The organism is Streptomyces rubiginosohelvolus (assembly GCF_014649875.1).
Lineage (GTDB): Bacteria > Actinomycetota > Actinomycetes > Streptomycetales > Streptomycetaceae > Streptomyces > Streptomyces rubiginosohelvolus.
The window spans coordinates 94094-113338 of the sequence record NZ_BMTW01000001.1 but is presented as its reverse complement, the minus strand read 5'-3'; the positions used below and the strand labels follow the sequence as shown (position 1 = coordinate 113338).

9 protein-coding genes are annotated in these 19245 nt (G+C 73.7%); 1 reads left to right on the top strand and 8 read right to left on the bottom strand.

Annotated features, from left to right (window positions below; translation table 11 throughout):
* Positions 1-32: 32 nt before the first annotated feature.
* Positions 33-1448, bottom strand: a complete 1416-nt coding sequence (locus tag IE134_RS00490; protein WP_030711200.1) for a class II fumarate hydratase — start codon at positions 1446-1448, stop codon at positions 33-35.
* A 105-nt stretch (positions 1449-1553) separates the two neighbouring features.
* Between IE134_RS00490 and IE134_RS00485 the strand changes: the two genes are divergently transcribed.
* The gene (locus tag IE134_RS00485; RefSeq protein ID WP_126930844.1) at positions 1554-3107 is read left to right on the top strand and encodes a ricin-type beta-trefoil lectin domain protein; all 1554 of its coding nucleotides are present in this window, start codon (positions 1554-1556) and stop codon (positions 3105-3107) included.
* A gap of 71 nt (positions 3108-3178) precedes the next feature.
* Here IE134_RS00485 and IE134_RS00480 read toward each other — a convergent pair whose 3' ends face one another.
* The 7 genes from IE134_RS00480 to IE134_RS00450 all read right to left on the bottom strand — a co-directional run bounded on the left by IE134_RS00480 (position 3179) and on the right by IE134_RS00450 (position 19217).
* Positions 3179-5776, bottom strand: coding sequence for an amino acid adenylation domain-containing protein (locus IE134_RS00480; RefSeq protein WP_098895891.1), 2598 nt, complete (start codon positions 5774-5776; stop codon positions 3179-3181).
* 36 nt (positions 5777-5812) lie between these two features.
* Positions 5813-6655: an SDR family oxidoreductase gene (locus IE134_RS00475; protein ID WP_373296734.1), complete on the bottom strand. Its 843-nt coding sequence runs from the start codon at positions 6653-6655 to the stop codon at positions 5813-5815.
* 83 nt (positions 6656-6738) lie between these two features.
* Positions 6739-7479, bottom strand: coding sequence for a thioesterase II family protein (locus IE134_RS00470; protein ID WP_189429346.1), 741 nt, complete (start codon positions 7477-7479; stop codon positions 6739-6741).
* Between the two features lie 48 nt (positions 7480-7527).
* Positions 7528-8829, bottom strand: coding sequence for a M18 family aminopeptidase (locus tag IE134_RS00465; RefSeq protein ID WP_189429344.1), 1302 nt, complete (start codon positions 8827-8829; stop codon positions 7528-7530).
* Positions 8826-14660, bottom strand: a complete 5835-nt coding sequence (locus tag IE134_RS00460; RefSeq protein WP_189429342.1) for a MupA/Atu3671 family FMN-dependent luciferase-like monooxygenase — start codon at positions 14658-14660, stop codon at positions 8826-8828. Before IE134_RS00460 ends, IE134_RS00465 begins: the two co-directional genes overlap by 4 nt.
* Positions 14657-17854: a type I polyketide synthase gene (locus IE134_RS00455; RefSeq protein WP_189429339.1), complete on the bottom strand. Its 3198-nt coding sequence runs from the start codon at positions 17852-17854 to the stop codon at positions 14657-14659. The genes IE134_RS00460 and IE134_RS00455 overlap by 4 nt, the downstream gene beginning before the upstream one ends.
* Positions 17799-19217, bottom strand: a complete 1419-nt coding sequence (locus tag IE134_RS00450; protein WP_126930885.1) for an MFS transporter — start codon at positions 19215-19217, stop codon at positions 17799-17801. Before IE134_RS00450 ends, IE134_RS00455 begins: the two co-directional genes overlap by 56 nt.
* Between the last annotated feature and the right edge of the window lie 28 nt (positions 19218-19245).

Here is a 19245-nt window from a genome sequence, read left to right as displayed (position 1 = left end):
ACCGGCCCGCTGCGACTCAGGTCACCCGGGGATCACGGACGGGTCATCCGCAGCACGTCCAGCGCCTCGTCGAGCTGTTCCAGCGTCAGGTCACCGCGGTCCACATAACCCGAGGCCAGGACCGTCTCGCGGATCGTCGTCCCGTCCTTCAGGGACTTCTTGGCGACCTTCGCCGCCTCCTCGTAGCCGATGTACTTGTTGAGCGGGGTCACCACCGACGGGGACGACTCGGCGTAGGCGCGGGCCCGCTCGACGTCGGCGGTGATCCCGTCGACCGTACGGTCCGCGAGCAGCCGGGAGGCGTTGGCCAGCAGCCGCACGGACTCCAGGAGGTTCTTCGCGATGACGGGGAGCATCACGTTCAGCTCGAAGTTGCCCGCCGCCCCGGCCGTGGCGACCGTCGCGTCGTTGCCGGTGACCTGGGCGGCGACCATCAGGACCGCCTCGGGGATCACCGGGTTGACCTTGCCCGGCATGATCGAGGAGCCCGGCTGGAGGTCGGGCAGCGCGATCTCCGCGAGACCCGTGCGCGGACCCGACGCCATCCAGCGCAGATCGTTGGAGATCTTCGTCAGCGACACCGCGATGGTCCGCAGCTGGCCCGAGGTCTCCACCAGCCCGTCCCGCGCGCCCTGCGCCTCGAAGTGATCGCGGGCCTCGGTCAGCGGCAGCCCCGTGGCCTCGGCGACCTCCGCGATCACGGCGGCGGAGAAGCCGGGCGGGGTGTTGATGCCGGTGCCCACCGCCGTACCGCCCAGGGGCAGTTCGGCGAGCCGGGGCAGGGAGGCGCGCAGCCGCTCCACGCCGTAGCGGATCTGCGCCGCATAGCCGCCGAACTCCTGGCCGAGGGTGACCGGGGTGGCGTCCATCAGATGCGTACGGCCGGACTTCACGACGTCCGCGAATTCGGCTGATTTCCGCCCCAGGGAATCGGCCAGGTGGTCGAGCGCGGGGATCAGATCGCCCGTCACGGCGGCGGTGGCCGCGATGTGGATGGAGGACGGGAAGACGTCGTTGGACGACTGCGAGGCGTTCACATGGTCGTTGGGGTGGACCTCGCGGCCGAGGCGCTCGGTGGCCAGGGTGGCGATCACCTCGTTGGTGTTCATGTTCGACGAGGTGCCCGAACCCGTCTGGAACACGTCGACCGGGAAGTGCTCGTCCCAGCGGCCCGACGCGACCTCGGCCGCGGCCTCCTGGATCGCGGCGGCGATGTCCGGATCCACCACCTTCAGCTCGGCGTTGACCTTGGCGGCCGCCCCCTTGATCCGGGCCAGCGCCTCGATGTGGGCCCGCTCCAGGCGCTGCCCGGAGACGGGGAAGTTCTCCACCGCCCGCTGGGTCTGCGCCCGCCACTTGGCGTGCGCGGGAACCCGCACCTCGCCCATCGAGTCGTGCTCGGTCCGGTACTCGGCGCCGCCCGGTGTGTCGCCTGCTGCGTCAGTCATGTGTTTAAACCTCCTGCAAAAGATGAGCACTTGTCTTGTTCTCTGTATTCCCAAGCGGCCTACCAGCCAGTAAATACCGGGGGTAACCACTTACCGGGAGGCGCAATGAGGCGCACCAGCACCAGACTTCGAGGGCTCCGAAGCCTTCGCCGGCTCCGCTGTACCGTCGCCGCCACCGTCGCTCTCGCGGCTGCCGTCGGCGGTATGGCCGCCGCCGGACCCGCGGGCGCGACGGAGTCGGCTACCAGCTCTATCGCATCCACCCCTCTTCCGCCCGCGCTGGAAGCCGTCCGGGCCGCCGAAGCCACCCAGCTGTACGGCAGCCCCGCCGAGCGGCCGCTCGCCGAACGCAAGACCGGGCTGATCTCGCTCGGCGACAGCGAGATCTCCGGTGAGGGCGTCGGCACCTACGACCCCGGAACGAACGGGCCGGACAACTGGTGCCACCGCTCCCCGGAGGCCGCCATCCACCGCACGGGCATCGCGGCGGACGTCACGTACAACGTCTCCTGCTCCGGCGCCTATACCGGGAACATCAAAATCGGCGGAAACAAGCAGTACGCCGACGAGCTCGTGCAGAGCGACAGCCTCGCGGTCAAGGCCCGCAACACCCGGATCAAGATGATCGTCCTGGTCGCCGGAGCCAACGACGACCTCCAGTTCGGCCCGGTCATGACCGACTGCGTGGTCCGCTACATCAGCCTCCAGGGCCCCTGCGAGCCGAAGTACGCGGGCGGCTGGCAGGCCCGCGTCGACGCGCTGGTCCCCAAGGTCGAGGCGACGGTCCGCGATCTGCGGACGGTGATGACCGGAGCCGGATACGCGAACAACGACTACAAGCTCGTCCTGATGGGCTACCCGAGCCCGATCGGCCCGGACTTCCGCGACAACCCGAACTTCCCCGGCAAGCTCATCTGCGGCGGCCTCGGCTACGACTCCGACACCGTCTGGGGCCGCAACACCGCCGTGCCCGCCTTCCAGGCCGGCATGCGCAAGGCCGCCGCGAGCACCGGGGCCTCCTACCTCGACAACTCCCGGCTCTTCCACGGCCACGAGGTGTGCAGCGAGGCCCCCTGGGCGCGCGGCCTCTACATCGACCTGAGCAAGCCCGGCCTGCCCGACGAGAACTCCGTCCGGCAGTCCTTCCACCCCAACGCGGCCGGCCACCGGGCCTTCGCCTCCTGCCTGACCCAGCTGTACGACTCCGGGCTGCGCGAGGCGAGCTGCGCCGACCCGGCGAGCACGGGAAACCCGGTCCTGACCGGTAAGGCCTGGGACGACCTGTTCACCCCGCTGGAGAACGAGGCCACCGGCACCTGTGTCGACGTGCCGGGCTCGGTCACCCGTAACGGCACGGCCATCGGCGGCTGGGACTGCCACGGCGGACGCAACCAGAACTGGTGGTACGACACCGGTACGCAGACCCTGCGCACCGCGCTCAGCCACGACCGGTGCCTGGACGTGTCCGGCGCCAAGTACAACCCGGGCGCCACGCTCATCGTGTGGAACTGCGCGGGCGCGGCCAACCAGAAGTTCGTCCAGCAGTCGGGCACGATCCGCCCGGCCGCCGCGACGGGCCTGTGTCTGACGCTGGCGGGAGCAAAGGACCCGCTCAGGCTCCAGACGTGCGACGGCAGCGCGAAGCAGCGCTTCGTGTAGCCGCGGCCGGTGAGCGAGGGGGCGACCGTGTGGGGCGGTCGCCCCCTCTTCTCATGTCTTCAGAGCCCTCGTCATGTCTTCTTCCTGGCCAGGGCCTCGGACAGTGCCCCCAGCGTCGGCGTCAGATAGAGCTGGCGCAGCGGTACACCGGGCAGCCCGCGCTCCCGGGCGAGCGTGCCGATCCGGATCGCGTACAGCGAATTGCCGCCCAGATCCCAGAAGTCGTCATCCGGGCCGATCGCCTCGACGCCGAGCACGTCACACCAGATGGCGGCGAGGGCGGCGGCCGGACCGGCCTCGTGGGAGGCTTCGTGAGGCGCTGCGGCCGGGGCGGCAGTCGTCACCGGATCGCGCCGCGTCCCGGGTGCGGGCAGCCGGGCCGGGTCCAGCTTGCCGTTCGCGGTGAGGGGGAGGGCCGGCAGCACGGTCACCGTCGCGGGAACCATGTGCGGCGGCAGCAGCCGGGCCGCCCGCTCCCGTACGGGGCCGGGGCCCTCGCCCGCCCCCGGGGCCGGAACCACGTACGCGTCGATCCGCACGGCCGCAGCGTCACCGGCGTCGCCGCCGGTCACGGTGACCGCCGCCGACGACACCGCCGGGTCCTCCAGCAGCACGTGCCGGATCTCGCCCGGCTCGATCCGGAAGCCCCGCACCTGCACCTGGTCGTCGATCCGGCCCAGGTGTTCCAGCGTTCCGTCGGGCAGCAGCCGCCCCAGGTCCCCGCTGCGGTAGAGCCGCCGCCCCGCCGGGTCCAGGGGGTCCGGCACGAAACGTTCGGCGGTCAGGGCGGGCCGGTTCAGATAGCCGAGCGCCACGCCCGCCCCGCCCACCACGATCTCCCCGGGCGCACCCGGCGGCACCGGCCGCCCGTGCGCGTCCAGGACCCGGACCGACCAGCCGGGCAGCGGCCGCCCCACGGACCGGGAACCGGCGAGCGCCTCCCGCCGGGTCACCGTGGCCGCCGTGACATGGACGGTGGTCTCGGTGATCCCGTACATGTTGACCAGCCGGCAACGATCCTCCGGGTGCCGGTCGAACCAGTCCAGCAGCGGCCGGGCGTCCAGCGGTTCGCCGCCGAGCACCACCAGCCGTGCGTCCACGGTTTCCTTTGCGGCCCGGTCGGCCGCCGCGAGCTGGGTGAACGCGGAGGGGGTCTGGCTCAGCACGCTCACCCCCTCCCGGACCAGCAGCGCGTGGAAGTCCTCCGGGGAGCGGGTCGTCCAGTGGTCCACGACCACCAGCCGCCCGCCCGTCAGCAGCGCGCCCCAGATCTCCCACACCGAGAAGTCGAACGCCGCCGAGTGGAAGCACGTCCAGGTGTCGTCGGGGGAGAGGCCGAAGTCCTCGCGGACGGCGCCGACCAGGGCCGTGACGTTACCGTGCGGGACGACGACCCCCTTGGGGCGGCCGGTCGATCCCGAGGTGTGGATGACGTACGCGGGTGAGCCCGGCTCTCCGCCGGGTGCGGCGGGGCGGGGCGGGTGGCCGATGAGGGGCGCCGGGTCCTCGACGATCAGCCGGACCCCGGCGTCCCGCGCGGTGCGCTCCCGCCGGTCCGCCGGATGCTCCGGATCCAGCGGCACGTGGACCGCGTCCGCCTTCAGCACGGCGAGCATCGCCGCCACGAGGTCCGTCGAGCGGGGCAGGCAGAGCCCGACGAGATCACCGGGGCGGACCCCGTGGGCGTACAGCCCGTCGGCCAACGCCTCCGCGCGGGCGTCGAGTTCGGCGTACGAGAGCGTGGTGGACCCGGCGGTGAGCGCGGGGGCCTCGGGGCGGGCGGCGACCTGCGCGGCGAAGGCCTCGTCGATGCGGAGGGCTTCCGGGGCCTTGGGGCTGGATCCGAGGGTCAGTTGTTCCGTCGACTCCGCCTCGCTCAGCGGATTCAGCAGGGCGAGAGGGGCGTTGGGTGTGGTGGTCAGCAACTGCTCCCGTATGCCCTCCACTTGGTGCGCCGGTACGGGAAGGGAGCCCGGCCCGGTCGGCAGGACGGCGGGCCAGTCACCCGCCACCAGCTCCAGCGGGGGCAGCTCCTCCCCGTCGGCCGGCGCGACCGGCTCGGTTGCCAGTAGCTCCGCGACCGTACGGCCGGGCGACAGGTCCGCCGCGAACACCGCGTACCCGTCGAGCGCCCCCAGTGCGTACGGCGGCCGGCCCCGGGCCGGTACGGGGACGGCGACGCGCACCGCTGACGCCCCCTCGTACCGCCCGACGGTGAGTGCGAGCGCCGAGGCGAGGCGGCGGGTCTCCTCGTCGAGGCGCAGGTCGAGCGGGAGCGGACCGGCGAGCGGCGTCACCGCCTCCGGGGCGAGATCGCCCCGCAGGACCCGGGCGACGACCCGCAACGAACGCGCGTCCAGGGCGGATCCGTCGGCCGTCAGGACGAGGTCGGGACCCGCAGTCGCTCCCTCCCGCCGCTCGTCCGCGTACCGCAGCAGCACCGCGCGCAGCCGGTGGCCGGATGCGACGGGGCGGCTCGCCTCGGCCGCGCGGCGCCGGGCCGCCGTGTCGGAAGCGGCCGGGGCGGGCACGGACTCCGTCCACAACCGGGGGTGGCGGCGATCCCCGGGCCACCACAGCTCGGCCGTCGCCGTGAGGGCGGCGGCGAGCGCGGTGTCGGTGGTGGCCGGTGACAGGCGGACCGTCAGGCTGTGCTGGGCAGGCGGCACGTACGCAACTCCTCGGATGTGAAAGGGAGATCGGGGTCAGCGGGCCGTGAAGCCGCCGTCCACGGTGACCACGCTGCCGGTCACCTGCCGGGACGCGTCCGTGGCCAGCCAGAGCACCGCCTCCGCCACATCACCCGGCTCCACCAGCGCGTTCATCGGCTGGTCCCGGACGAAGGTCTCCTCGTGCTCCGCCACCGGCACCTCCAGCGAGCGGGCGATCTCCGCCAGCATCCGGCCCTCCATCGCCTCGTCGTCCCGCACCGAGCCCGGACAGACCGCGTTCACCCGGACCTTGCGAGGCGCGTAGTCCAGGGCCACCGCCTTCGTCAGGCCCACCAGACCGTGCTTCGCCGCGACGTACCCCGCGAAGTGCCGGTAGCCCACGAGCCCCGCCGTCGAGGCGACGTTGACGATCGAACCGGACCCCTGGGCGACCATCCGGGCCCCCACCGCACGGATCGCCCGCCACGCGCCGCCCAGATCCACATCGATCATCAACTGCCATTCGGCCTCGGTGATCTCGTGCGCCGGACGGCCCGAAGGGGCGGCGATACCCGCGTTGTTGACCAGTACGTCGATCCGCCCGAACCGCTCCTCGGCCGCATCCGCCGCCGCCTCCAGCGCCGCCAGGTCCCGCACGTCCGCCTGCCGGGTGAGCACGGTGGACCCCGCCTCGCGGCAGAGGTCCGCGGTGTGGGCGAGCTGCGAGGCCGAGCCGAGCGGATACGGCACCCCGGGCAGCTCGCCCGCCACGTCCAGCAGCATCAGGTCGGCCCCCTCACGGGCGAACGCCAGGGCGCAGGCCCGGCCGAGACCGCGCGCCGCCCCCGTGATCACCGCCGCCCGCCCCGCCAGCCGCCCCGCACCACCGCCGGGCACCGGACCGGTACCGGCGCCGCCGGTCACCGCACCCGTGCTCGTACCGGCGCCGGTCACCGCACCCGTGCCCGTCCCGTCGCCGGTCACCGGCCCCTCGCCGCGCGTACCTCGGCGGCCACCAGCTCCAGCAGCTCGCCCGGCCGCTCGGCCAGATACATGTGCCCGCCGGCCGGCTCGGCCACCGTGAGCTTCCCGGTCGTCGCCCGGCCCCACTCGGCCGCCTCCACCGCCCCCACGAGGGTGTCCTCCCGCCCCCGGACGGAGATGACGGGGACGCTCAACGGGCTGTCCGTGGACGGCACATACGTCTCGTGGAGCCGGACGTCCGCCCGCAGCGCCGGCAGCAGCAGCTCCCGCATCTCCGGGTCCGCCAGCGCCGGGTGGTCGTACCCGGCGAACGCCCGGACCCGGGCGGCGAACTCCTCGTCCGGCAGCCCGTCCGCCCGGTCCGTGCGCGGCGTCCAGGGGCCGGGCGCACCGCTGACGACGAGCGCGGCCAGGCGGACCGGCCCGCCCGCCCGCTCGATCCGGTGCGCCAGCTCGTACGCGAGCACCGCGCCCATGCTGTGCCCGAACAGCACGACCGGGTTGCCGCCCCCGTCCCCGTCCGCTCCACCGAGCGCCGCCGTCACCTGCGCGTACGCGTCGTCGACGGCCGGGGCCGCCGCATCGTACGCGGGCTCCGGGAAGCGCTTCTCGCGGCCCGGCAGGGAGACCGGGAGGATCCGCAGCCCCTCCGGCGCGAGCTTCTGCCAGGGCGTGAAGAAGGAGGGGCCCGCCCCGGCGAAGGGCAGGCAGATGAGGACGGTGTCTACGTCAGCCACGATCGTTCCTGTTCTTTCTCTTCCAGCGGCTCTTCTACCGGAGTCCGGTCAGTCCCCGACCATGATCGTCGTGAGGATCGCGGCGAGGTAGCCCGGGTCGCGCACCCCGCACAGCTCCCGCGCCGAGTGCATCGACAGGCCCGGCACCCCGACGTCCACCGTGGTGACGCCGAGACGGGCCGCCGTGAGCGGGCCGATCGATGTACCGCAGGGCATCGCGTTGTTGGAGACGAACGGCTGCCAGGGGGCCCCGGCCCGCTCGGCCGCCGCCGTGAACATCGCGATGCCGGTGGAGTCGGTGGCGTACCGCTGGTTGACGTTCACCTTGACGGTGGGGCCGCTGTTGGGCAGCGGGCGGTGGTCGGGGTCGTGCCGCTCGGAGTAGTTCGGGTGCACCGCGTGCGCCATGTCGGCGGAGACGCAGAACGCGCCCGCCAGCGCCCGCGACCAGTCCTCGTCGCTGCCGCCGCGCGCGGACACGGAACGCGACAGGATCCGCTCCAGCAGCGGGCTCTGCGCGCCCGTCTCGGAACCGCTGCCGACCTCCTCGTGGTCGAAGGCGGCCAGCACCGGGATGAACCCGGGCTGCGTCGCCCCCGTCGCGGCGTCCACGAGTGCGGTCACCCCGGCGTGCACCGAGACCTGGTTGTCGAGGCGCGACGCCACCACGAACTCCCGGTCCACGCCCAGGTATCCGGGCGGCTGGATGTCGTGCAGCATCAGGTCCCAGCCCAGGACGTCAGCCGGGTCCTCACCGGCCGCCGCCGCGACCCGGCGCAGCAGCTCGCCCTCCCGCGGGTCGCCCAGCGCCCAGATCGGCGCGATGTGCCGCTGCCGGTCCAGCGCCACGCCCTCGTTCACCGAACGGTCCAGGTGGATCGCCAACTGCGGCACCCGCAGCAGGGGTTCGTCGATCTGGACGAGCCGGCTGCGCGGCACGCCGTCGGGGCCGCGCAGCGCGAGCCGGCCGGAGATGCCGAGGTCCCGGTCGAGCCAGGTGTTCAGCGGCACCCCGCCGTAGATCTCCACGCCGATCTGCCGCCACCCCGAAGTCCCGGTGTCCGGTGCGGGTTTGATCCGCAGGTTCGGGGAGTCGGTGTGGGTGCCGACGATCCGGAACGGGGTGTGGGCGGGCGCGTCCTCGGGGACGTACCAGGCGATCAGCGCACCGGCGCGGCTGACGAACAGACCGCCGGTCGCCCCGGTCCAGTCGTCGGTGCCGCGCAGTTCACGGAACCCGGCCTTCTCCAGACGCTGGGCCGCACTGGCAACCACGTGGTACGGGGACGGGCTGGCGGCGATGAAGGAGAGCAGGTCGTCGGTGTGGCTGCGGTGGGGGGCCGGAGTCATACGGCGTCCGCCTTTCCGGTGTTCGGCAATGACAGGGAGGGTGACGGTCCGCCGGGCTGGTCGGGCCCGGCGCTGGCGCCCCCGGCGGAGCCCCCGGAGCCTTGGCCCGAGGACCCCTGCGAGGGGCGCTCCCCGAGGAGTTCCCGCACCGGCCGGTCGGGCCGGGCGCAGAACTCCGCGAGCAGGTCGGTGTACGACCCGAGAAGGTCGTGGGCGGTCGTGTGGTCCCACAGGTCGGTGGAGAATTCCAGGAACGTTCGATAACCCTTCGCGGCGTCCCGGCGCGGCGCAAGCCCGAAGCACAGCTCGCTGCGGGAAAGCGGCGGTGCCAGATCGGCCACCTCGACCCGCAGCCCGGGGATCTCGATGTCCGTGTCGACGGAGTTCTGGAAGGCCAGGACGTGCGGGACCCGGTCGGGGACGCTGACAGCGCCCGCGTCCCGCATCGCCTGCATGATGCGGGCCGTGGGCAGCACATGCGCCATGGCGCCGAGCGCACCCGCCCCCGTACGCACCGCGAGCTCCGCGCACGTCTCCCCAAGATTGGCTGAATCCAGTCGTACGCGAACCATCACCGCTGTGGACGTCATCGCCACGAGCGACTCCGAAGCGGTGCCCTCGCGGTTGGCGTACGGCACGCTCAGCAAGGTGTCCTCCTCGCCCGACAGCCGGGTCAGGAACACCCCGAGCGCGGCGGCGGCGACGGCGAACGGAGTGGTGTGCCGGTCGGCCGCGAGCTTCTCCACCGCCGCCCGCACGTCGCCCGACGCGGCCCCGCGCACCGTGTCCCCGTGCCCGCTCAGCTTCTGCGCCCGCGGCCGGTCCGTCGGTACGGGGACGGCGGACGGCACCCCGTCCAGATAGGCGGCGCAGAACGCGGCCCGCTCCTCCTCGGCCCCGGGATCGTGGTGCTCCCGCTGCCACCGGGCGTACCCGGGCGCCTGCATCGCCGGGTCCGGCAGTCCGTGCGGGACACCCGCGGCCGCCGCCGTGTACAGCGCGGCGATCTCCGCGAGCAGCAGGGACAGCGACCAGCCGTCGGCGCACACGTGGTGCAGGACGAACATCAGCTCCCAGCGGTCCTCCTCGACCCGCAGCAGCCGCAGCCGGGGCAGCAGGGCCTGCCCCAGCTCGAAGGGGGCCGCCGCGTCCGCCCGGCACAGAGCGTCCGCCCGGGGCCGCCGCTCACCGGCGGGCAGCGCCGTCAGATCTTCCACCGGCAACGCCACCGGCCCCGCCGCCACCACCTCCTGCCACCACGGCCCGTCCGGCGCGTCCTCCTGGACGAACCGGGTGCGCAGCGCGTCGTGCCGGGCGATCACCTCGGACACGGCGGACCGCAGGGCCGCCGGATCCAGCGCCCCGGTGAACGTGATCCGCGTGGGGACGTTCCACACGGCGGGGTCGGGCATGGCGTGGTGCCCGGCGATCATGCGGGCCTGCTGGTCGCTGACGGGGGCGCGGTCGACGACGGCGGTGTCCTCGGCGGGGCTGTCCTCGCCCGCCGGGGTGGGCCCGTCGCCGGTCACCAGCTGCGCGGTCATGGCCCGCAGGGTGGCCTCGGCGAAGAAGTCCACCAGCGGGTAGTCGACGCCGAGGGTGTCCCGGACCCGGTTCACGAGGCGGATCGCGGCGATCGAATTGCCGCCCAGGTCGAAGAAGTTGCTGTCGGCGGGGAAGCCGCGCACATCGAGGACGGACTCCCAGATCTCACGGAGGAGGGTGGCGGTGTCCGGGGCGGGAGCCTCGCGTGGCACGTCCTCCTCGCGCGACGATTGCTCCTCGCGCGGGATGGCCCCATCGCTCGGTGCGTGCTCCTCGCGTCGTGCCGGCTCCTCACACGACTCAGCTGTCACCGCGTCCAACTGCTCGTCCAGCTCGGCGAGATACCTCTCCGCCGTCGCCGCGTCGAACAGGTCGGTGTCGTAGCGCAACCGCAGACGGAGACTCCCGTCCAGGGCATGGGTCGCCATCAGCGCCAGCTCCAGCGGCGCCGACTCCGTCCCGGCCGCCACCCCCTCCGCACGCAGTCCGGGCAGGTCGATTCCGGCCAGCGCCGAGCGGTCCAGATCGACCGAAACCGTCACCAGCGGCCGCGGGTTCCCCGGGTCGGGGTGGACGGCGGCGACCAGCGCGTCCAGGTCCACCCCGCTGTGATCCTCCGCCGCGAACAGCGCCCGGCCGGTGGCCCGTACGGCCTCCGGCAGCGGGGTTGCGTCCGTCGCGGACAGCGACAGCGGCAGCAGGGCCACGTGGAAGCCCACCGTGTCCGCCGTCTCCGGCCGCCGCCGCCCGAAGGTCGTACCCAGCAGGAACGCGTCCTGCCCGGACCGCCGCCGCAGCACCAGCTGCCAGGCCGTGCACAGCGTGGCGAACAGGGTCACGCCCTGCTGCCCGCTCCACTCCCGCAGCCGGTCCGCCCGCTCCCGGACCACGCTCCGGGCCACCGCCCCGCCGTGCCCCGCCACCCGCCGCCCGCGCGGCCGGTCCGTCGGCAGGGCCAGCACCGGGGGCTTCTCGCCCAGCAGCTCACGCCACCAGGCCAGGCCGGCCGGGTCGTGCGGCGGCTCGGGTGCCCCGACGGTCGTCCCGGCGGGCCGGGCGAAGAACGGCGGGCGCCCGGCGAGGGCCGCCGTGTACAGCTCCCGGAGATCCCCGGCGATCAGCGCGGCCGAGTGCGCGTCCGTGACGATGTGGTGCATCCCGAGAACCAGGACGTGGTCGTCGTCGGCCAGCCGGAGCAGCCGGGGTGTGAACAGCGGCCCCTCGGCCAGGTCGTAGGCGCGGTGGCTCTCCTCGGAGAGCAGCGCCGCGATCGCCTCGTCCGGGTCCCGCCCCTCGGCGTCGGTCACCGTCAACGGGATGCGGAGCCCGGCGCGGACGGCCTGGACGACGCCCGCCTCGTCCTCGCCCCGGAACACCGTCCGCAGCCCCGGGTGCCGCTCGACGAGACCGTCCACCGCCGCCCGCAGCGCCGGCACGTCCAGCGGGCCGCGCAGCCGTACGGCCTGGGTCTCGTTGTACGCCGCCGGGTTCTCCAGCAACTGCGCGGCCAGCCACAGCCGCCGCTGGGCGGAGGTGGCGGGCGCGACGGTCTCCCGTACGGCCTGGCTCCCGGCCTCCGCCGCTGCCTCGGCCGCCCGCTCCCGCGTCCGGCGGCGCAGGACGTCCAGCCGCTCAAGCCCCGACCGCAGCCGCTCCCGGTCCATCCCGAAGTCGACCAGCGCGGCGATCTCGTCCACCCCGGCCCCGTGCAGCGCGGCCACGAACGGGGCGACGCTCTCCGGCGTACCGATCAGGGCCCGCTGGTCGCAGTAGCGGTCGTAGGCCCGGCGGAACAGATAGTCCAGGTCCTCCTCGCTCGCCGCCGCCACGTCCTCGCGGCGCTGCCCGGCCGCCGTCGCCGCCGAGCGCATCAGCAGCGAGGACCGCAGGTAGCGCACCATCGGCTCCAGCGCGTCCGCCCGGGCGGTGGCGTGGTCGTCGCCGAGATACGTGTGCACCAGCACCGTCACTCGCCCGGCGTCCGGGTCGAGCCCGCACGCCGCCCGCGTACGCCGGTAGAGCGCGATGTTCGCCGCCAGCTCGTCCACGGTCTGGCTCATCAGGTTGGTGACGACCCCGAGGCCGCGCCGGGCCGCCTCCTCGTACGAGGCCGGCTGCCCGGAGGTCGCCAGGAAGAACGGCGGCTCCTCCTGCACCGGACGCGGCCGGATCCGGATCTCCGCCTCCGCACCCTCGCCCGTGCGCCGCCGCACCGCCTCCCCGCGCCACAGCCGCCGCACCTCGTCCAGGTGGTCGAAGGCGATCCGCCGCCGGTCCGCGAACCGGTCCGGGTGCAGGGCGAAGTCCCGGGCGTGCCAGCCGGTGGCGCAGCCGATGCCGACCCGGCCGCCCGAGAGGTTGTCGACCACCGACCACTCCTCGGCGACCCGCACCGGATCGTGCAGCGGCAGGACCACCGAGCCCGCGTTGATCCGGACGCGGCCGGTCTCCCGGGCCACGGCGGAGGCGAGCACGGCGGGGTTCGGGAAGAGCCCGCCGAAGGAGTCGAAGTGCCGCTCGGGCAGCCAGACGGAGGAGAAGCCGTGCTCGTCGGCGAAGCGCACGGTCTCGAAGAGCGCGTCGTACGCCTCCGGGGTGCCGCTCCCGCCGCTCCCGTCGGCCTCGGCGGCTTCTTCCGTCTGCGGGTAGTCGCCGAAGAAGTAGACGCCGAAGTCGGGGGTCGGGCGCTGGGTTTCAGTCGGCTTCGCGACCGCCGGGCGCGGAGTGGTCCGGGGAAAGAACCCGCCGTCACGCAGCTCGCGCAGCGACCCCTCCACGGCTTCCGCGACCCGGTTCACGTCCTCCTCCGTGTGGGCGGTGGAGAGGTAGAAGCTGCGCCACTCCCAGACGTACACCCCGCGTAGTTGGAGGTGGTGGTAGAGCAACTCCAGGTCCGCGCGGTGCCGGAACCGGAACATCGACCCGAAGTGGGCCAGCTCCAGCGGGAATTCCTCGTCGCGGAAGAAGTCGTTCAGCCGGTCCGCGAGCGCCTGCGTGCGGTCGTTGAGTCCGCTCTGCAGCCCGGGGCCCTGCTCGGTGAGGTGGGTGAGCACCGCACGGGCCGCCGCCATCGACAGCGGGTGCTGCATGTACGTACCGCCGATGAACGTGGTCTCGCGCGCGGGCCCGCCGGGCTCCCCGTACCGCCAGAACCCGCCGTCCACCCCGTCGAGCAGATCCGCCCGCCCGGCCACCGCACCGATCGGGAAACCGCCGCCGAGCGCCTTGCCGTACGTGGCGAGGTCCGGCACCACCCCGAAGTGCGCCTGGGCACCGCGCTGGTGGGGCCGCAGTCCGGTCAGCATCTCGTCGAAGAGCAGCACGATGCCCCGGCGCGCGGTGAGTTCACGCAGCGACCGCACGAACTCCACCGGCCGCAGACCCGGGTTGCGGCACTGCACGGGCTCGACGAGCACGGCCGCGATCGAGTCCCCGAGGGCGTCGATCGTCTCCAGGGACTCCTGCTCCCCGTACTCCAGCACGATCAGCTCCGCCACCGCACTGTCCGGGATGCCCCGGGAGACGGGCACCGCGCGCTGCCCCGGGCCGCCGGGGCGGCCGAGGACGGAGTCGATGTGCCCGTGGTACGAGCCCCGGAACATGACGACCTTGTCGCGCCCGGTCGCGGCCCGGGCCAGCCGGATCGCCGCCGAGTTCGCCTCCGTACCGGACGAGGCGAAGGCGACCCGCTCCATGCCGGTCAGCGAGGCGAGCAGGGCCGCCGCCTCGCCGGTGTCGGGGGACCGGGGGCCGAAGCGCAGCCCGTCGGCGAGGTGGCGGCGCACGGCCTCGGTGACCGGCTCCGCCTCGTGGCCCAGCAGCAGCGCGCCGAAGCCCATGGTGATGTCGGTGTACGCGTTGCCGTCCACGTCGATCAGGCGCGAGCCGTGCGCCGAGCGGGCCGCGACCGGGTACAGCATCTCCTTGGTGGCGTCCCGGAACCCCACGACGGCCCGGCTGTCGGCCAGCACCGAACGGTGCTGCTGTGCCAGCTCCTTGGAGGTCCGGGTGCGCTCGGTGAACCGCCGGACCAGCGACGCGGTGTGGGCCCGCTGGGCCGCGTCGGCGCCCGCCCCGGCCATTCCGCCCGCCGCGTCCACGACGAGCCGGGGGCCGTGCGCGCTCTTCTCGGCGGGCCGCGGCTTCTCCGCCGGGGCCTCCGTCGCGATCTGCGCGCGGGCCGCCGCGAGCCGGTCCGTGAGCGCCCGCGACAGCTCCGCCGCCCGAGCCACGGCCTCGGCGGCCCCTGCCGCGGCGTCGGCGGGTACGGGTATCCCCGCGCTCATCGCGCGTCCGTCCCGGTGGCGCGGGCGGTCAGCAGGGCGACGGCATCGGAGAGCTGGGTGAGCATCGCCGCCTGGGTATCGGCCAGTTGACGTATCTGCTCGGACAAGGCGGCGACCTCGGCCCGGGTGGCGTACACGGGTTCATCGGCCACCGGCGCCGGTAGCGCCGAGGTCTCTGCGGCCGCAGGGGCTGTCAGGGCCGCCGGGGTGGTGAAGGTGGCCGAGGCCGCGAGGGGAGCGGCCGAGGGCGGGGGTGTCACCGAGGGAGCCGTCCGCCCCGCTATCAGCGCGGCCGTCAGCCTGGGCGTGCCCGCCTCCTCCAGGACCTCCCGCATGCTGATCTCCGTGCCGAACTCGGCCTCCAACTGCCGCACCATCCCGATGAGCTGGAGCGAGTCCGCGCCGAGGCCGACGAACGTTCGGTCGGCGGAGACCTCGTCGGATCGGTGGCCGAGATGGCGCGCGGTCAGCTCCAGCACCCTGTCCAGTACGGCCTGTTCGGTCATGCGGTCCTCCGTGGAGCGTGGGGATGGGTGAACGTACGGTGCGGGGCCCCGCCAGTGGGAGCGCCGCTGGAAGGGGTACGTGGGCAGCCGGACGCGCCGGCCGCCGCAGCCGTCGAGCAGCGCCGCCCAGTCCACCCCGGCCCCGGCGCAGTGCAGCGCGGCCACCGCACGCTCCCAGTCCCTGGTCGGCAGGCAGACCGCGGCCGGCGACGCCCGGCGGACCAGCCCCGTCAGCACGGCGGACGGCCCCAGCTCCAGCAGCAGCGGCGAGGAGGCCAACTCCGCGAGCACGGCGGCGAAGTCGGCCGTACGGCGGGCCTGCGCGACCAGATACGCGGCGTCCGGCCGCCACCCGGCGGGGCGGACCGCGGCGTCGATGCCGTCGACGAACTCCGTGTGCAGCGGGCGCGGTTCCGTCTTGTCGGCCAGGACGCGGAACTCCTCCAGCGCAGGATCGAGCAGCGCCGTGTGGAACGCCCGGTCCACCGCCAGCACTTCGTACGCCTCACCGCGCGCCGCCAGGAGCGCCCGTACCGCGTCCACCGCCCCCGGGGAGCCGCCCAGCACATGGTGTGTGGCCCCGTTGACCACGGCGAGCTCAAGACCGGGGACGGCGGCCAGCAGCTCCCGCACCCGGGCCCGGGGGACGAACACGGAGACCATCGCGCCCGGGGCGGATCGTTCCTGCATCAGCCGCCCGCGCCCGCAGACCAGCCGCATCGCGTCCTCGGTGTCCAGCGCCCCGGCCACACAGAGCGCCGCGTACGCGCCGACGCTGTGTCCGGCGACCCGGGCGGGGGTGACCCCGAGCCGCTCCCAGAGCCGGGCCTGGGCGAGCTGGAGGGCGAACAGGGCGGGCTGCGCGAAGGCGGTGTCCCACTGCCCGGGACCCTGTCCGCCGACGATCCGGTCCAGGAAGTCGTCCCGGCCGGTCTCCTCCGCGTACACCCGGGCGCAGGACTCCAGCACCTCGGCCACCACCGGAAAGCGCGCCGCGAGTTCGGCGCCCATGCCCGGGTGGCCGCCGCCCTGCCCGCTGAAGAGGAACACCGGTGCCGGATCCCGTACGCCGTCGGCGACCCCGGTCGTGTACGCCTCGCCCGCCGGGGCCCCGGACAGGAACGCCTCCAGCCCCGCCACCGGGTCCTCGGCCGTGACCACCAGCCGGTGCGGCAGGAGCCGCCGCCCGAGCGCGGTCGTGGTCAGCAGATCGGCGGGTGAGGGGCGGGCCTCGCCCGCCAGGTGGTCCCGCAGGGCGGTGGCGTACGCCCTGAGCGCGTCCCCGTCGGCGGCCGACAGCGGCAGCAGCGCGAGCACGGGGGTGTCCGTCCGTTCGGCGGAGGCGGGTACGGCCTCCGGCGCCTGCTCCAGGATCACGTGAGCGTTCGTACCGCCCATGCCGATGGAGTGCACACCGGCTCGCCGCACCCCCGCCAGCGGCCAGCCCCGCTCCCGTACCGGCAGCAGGAACGGGGAGTCGTCCACCGCCAGCGCCGGGTTGGGCCGGGCGAAGTTCACCAGCGGCGGGACGACCCCGTGCCGCAGCACCTCGACGGCCTTGATCAGCCCGGCAAGACCCGCCGCACTGTCCAGGTGGCCGATGGCCGGCTTCGTCGAGCCGAGCGCACAGAACCCGGTCCGGTCGGTGTGTGCGCGAAACGCCTCGGTCAGGGCGGCGAATTCGATCGGATCGCCCTTGAGCGTGCCCGTACCGTGCGCCTCCACATAGCCGATCGACGCCGCGTCCACGTCCGCCGCGCGCAGCGCCCCGAGCACGGCGTCCCGCTGTCCGGCGACCCCGGGAGCGGCGAACCCCCGTTTGTCCGCACCGTCGTTGGTGACCGCCGAGCCGAGGATCACCGCGTGCACGGTGTCGCCGTCGGCCAGCGCCCGCTCCAGCGGCTTCAGGAGGACGGCGGCGGCCCCGTTCCCGCCGACCGTGCCGTCCGCGTCCGCGTCGAACGCCCGGACCGTGCCGGTGGGGGAGAGCGTCGAGCCCTTCACCGGGACATGGCCGCTGACCTGCGGCAGATGCAGGGCGGCGGAGCCCACCAGCATCAGGTCCGCGTCCCCGGCGCGCAGCGCCTGGCAGGCCAGATGCACCGAGACCAGGGCGCTGGAACAGGCCGTGGACACGGTCAGCGCGGGCCCGGTGAGACCGAGCCGGAAGGCGGCCCGGGTGGCCGTGAAGTCGGTGTAGTTGCCGACCTGGACCTGCTTGGCGGTCATCCAGTCGCCCGAGCCGGCCTCGGCCGCGAGGTGGTGGGCCAGATAGCTGTGCAGCGAGTACAGGCGGTAGCCGGAACTGCCGTACACCCCGATGCGTACGGAGCCGCCGTCAAGGCCCGTGTACAGGGCTTCGCCGCCCGCGTACCCCCCGTCCTCCAGCGCGTGGAAGCAGCACTCCAGGAACAGCCGCTGCTGCGGATCGGTGAGCTCGGCCTCCCGCCCGCTCATCCCGAAGAACCCGGCGTCGAAACCGTCCACGCCCTCCAGAGGGGCGCTCGCCCCGCCGAACCCCGGCCGCTCGTACTCCGCCGCCGGGACCCCCGCCGCGGCGAACTCGGCCCGGGTGAACCGGCGTACGCGGCTCCTGCCCGCCCGGATGTCGCGCCAGTACGCCTCGGGGGTGTCAGCCCCGGGAAACCTCAGCGCCGTCCCGATCACCGCGATCCGGTCGTCCCTCAACGGCCTCTTCCTTTCGCAGCCCCGCCCGCCCCGCCCCGCCCGCAGGCCCCATCGGACCTGCGGGCTCCGCCCGTCGCAGCGCCGCCACCCGCAGCAGGAACACCACGGCGACGACGATGGCGGCGCCGTGGGACCAGCCCACCACGGCCAGCGGGGAGAACCGGTCCAGGGCCGCCGCCACCAGGATCATGCCGACTCCGAAACCCAGGTTCTCGAAAGTGGCCGAAAGACCGAAGGCGTGGCCGCGCAACGTGGCCGGAAGTGTCTGGAGGTGCGAGGTGTAGGCGACCTCGGTGAGACCGTCCGCGGCCCCCGCGATCAGCGCGATCACCGCCGTGACCGCCAGCGGGAACCCGGCGAACGCCGCGATGAACGCCGCCGACATCACCACCGTGCCGTAGCCGAATCCGAGCGCCCCCACCGTCTTGCCGGTGCGCTGGGTGTACCGCTGGATCACCTGCTGGGCACCGATGTTGCCGAGCGCCCACACACACCAGAACGCGCTGACGAACACCGCCGGGTTCGATGCGTCCAGCGAGGTCGAGTAGATCGGCAGCGCAGCGTTGTGGGACGAGGAACCGAACGCGTCGACCCCGCGCAGGGCCACCATCAGGCCGAGACCGGGAGCGGCGGCGAGTGCCAGGAAGGCCACCGGCCGCCACCGCGGCCCGCTCTTCGCCTCCTTCTCGCCCTTCCCGGCACCTGCGGAGGCCCCGGCCTCGCTCCCCGCCCCCTTGCCGCCCGCGATCGGCAGCAGGGCCACCGTCACCGCGCAGACCACGAACGTCGCCATGTCGAGCAGGAACGCGGCGGTGTACCCGACGAGGGACACCACCACGCCCGCCGAGGCGAACCCCGCGACCATGGCCATCGAACGACCGGTGATCGAGAGGGAGTTGGCCCAGGCCCTGCGGTCCTCCCCGACCATCTCCGGGATCGAGCTGCGCAACGCGACCATGAACAGCGTCCCGCACGCCCCGATCACCACCGAGACGGCCATCAGCGCCCCGGTCACCAGGGATTCAGGGGCGAGGATGAGCACCAGCATCACGGCGCCCTGACCGACATTCGCCCACAGCATGATGCTTTTCGCGCTGAAACGGGCGAGCAGTCCGCCGACGACCAGTCCGGCGACGAATCCGGAGGCCAGCCGCACCGCCATGAACAGTCCCATGGCCAACGCCCGGCCCGTCGTCTCGTAGACGAAGAGATTGAGCGCGACCATATTCAGGAATGTGCCGTAGGAAGACACCGCGTATCCGGCCACCAGGAATCGAAATCGGCGCTCGGAGACCGCGGTGTCCCGGGTCTTTCGAGATCCGCCGTCCGGCTCGTCCGCCGTCGGCCCGTCCGCACTCCCGATTCCAGATGTCACCCGCTCATACTCGTCG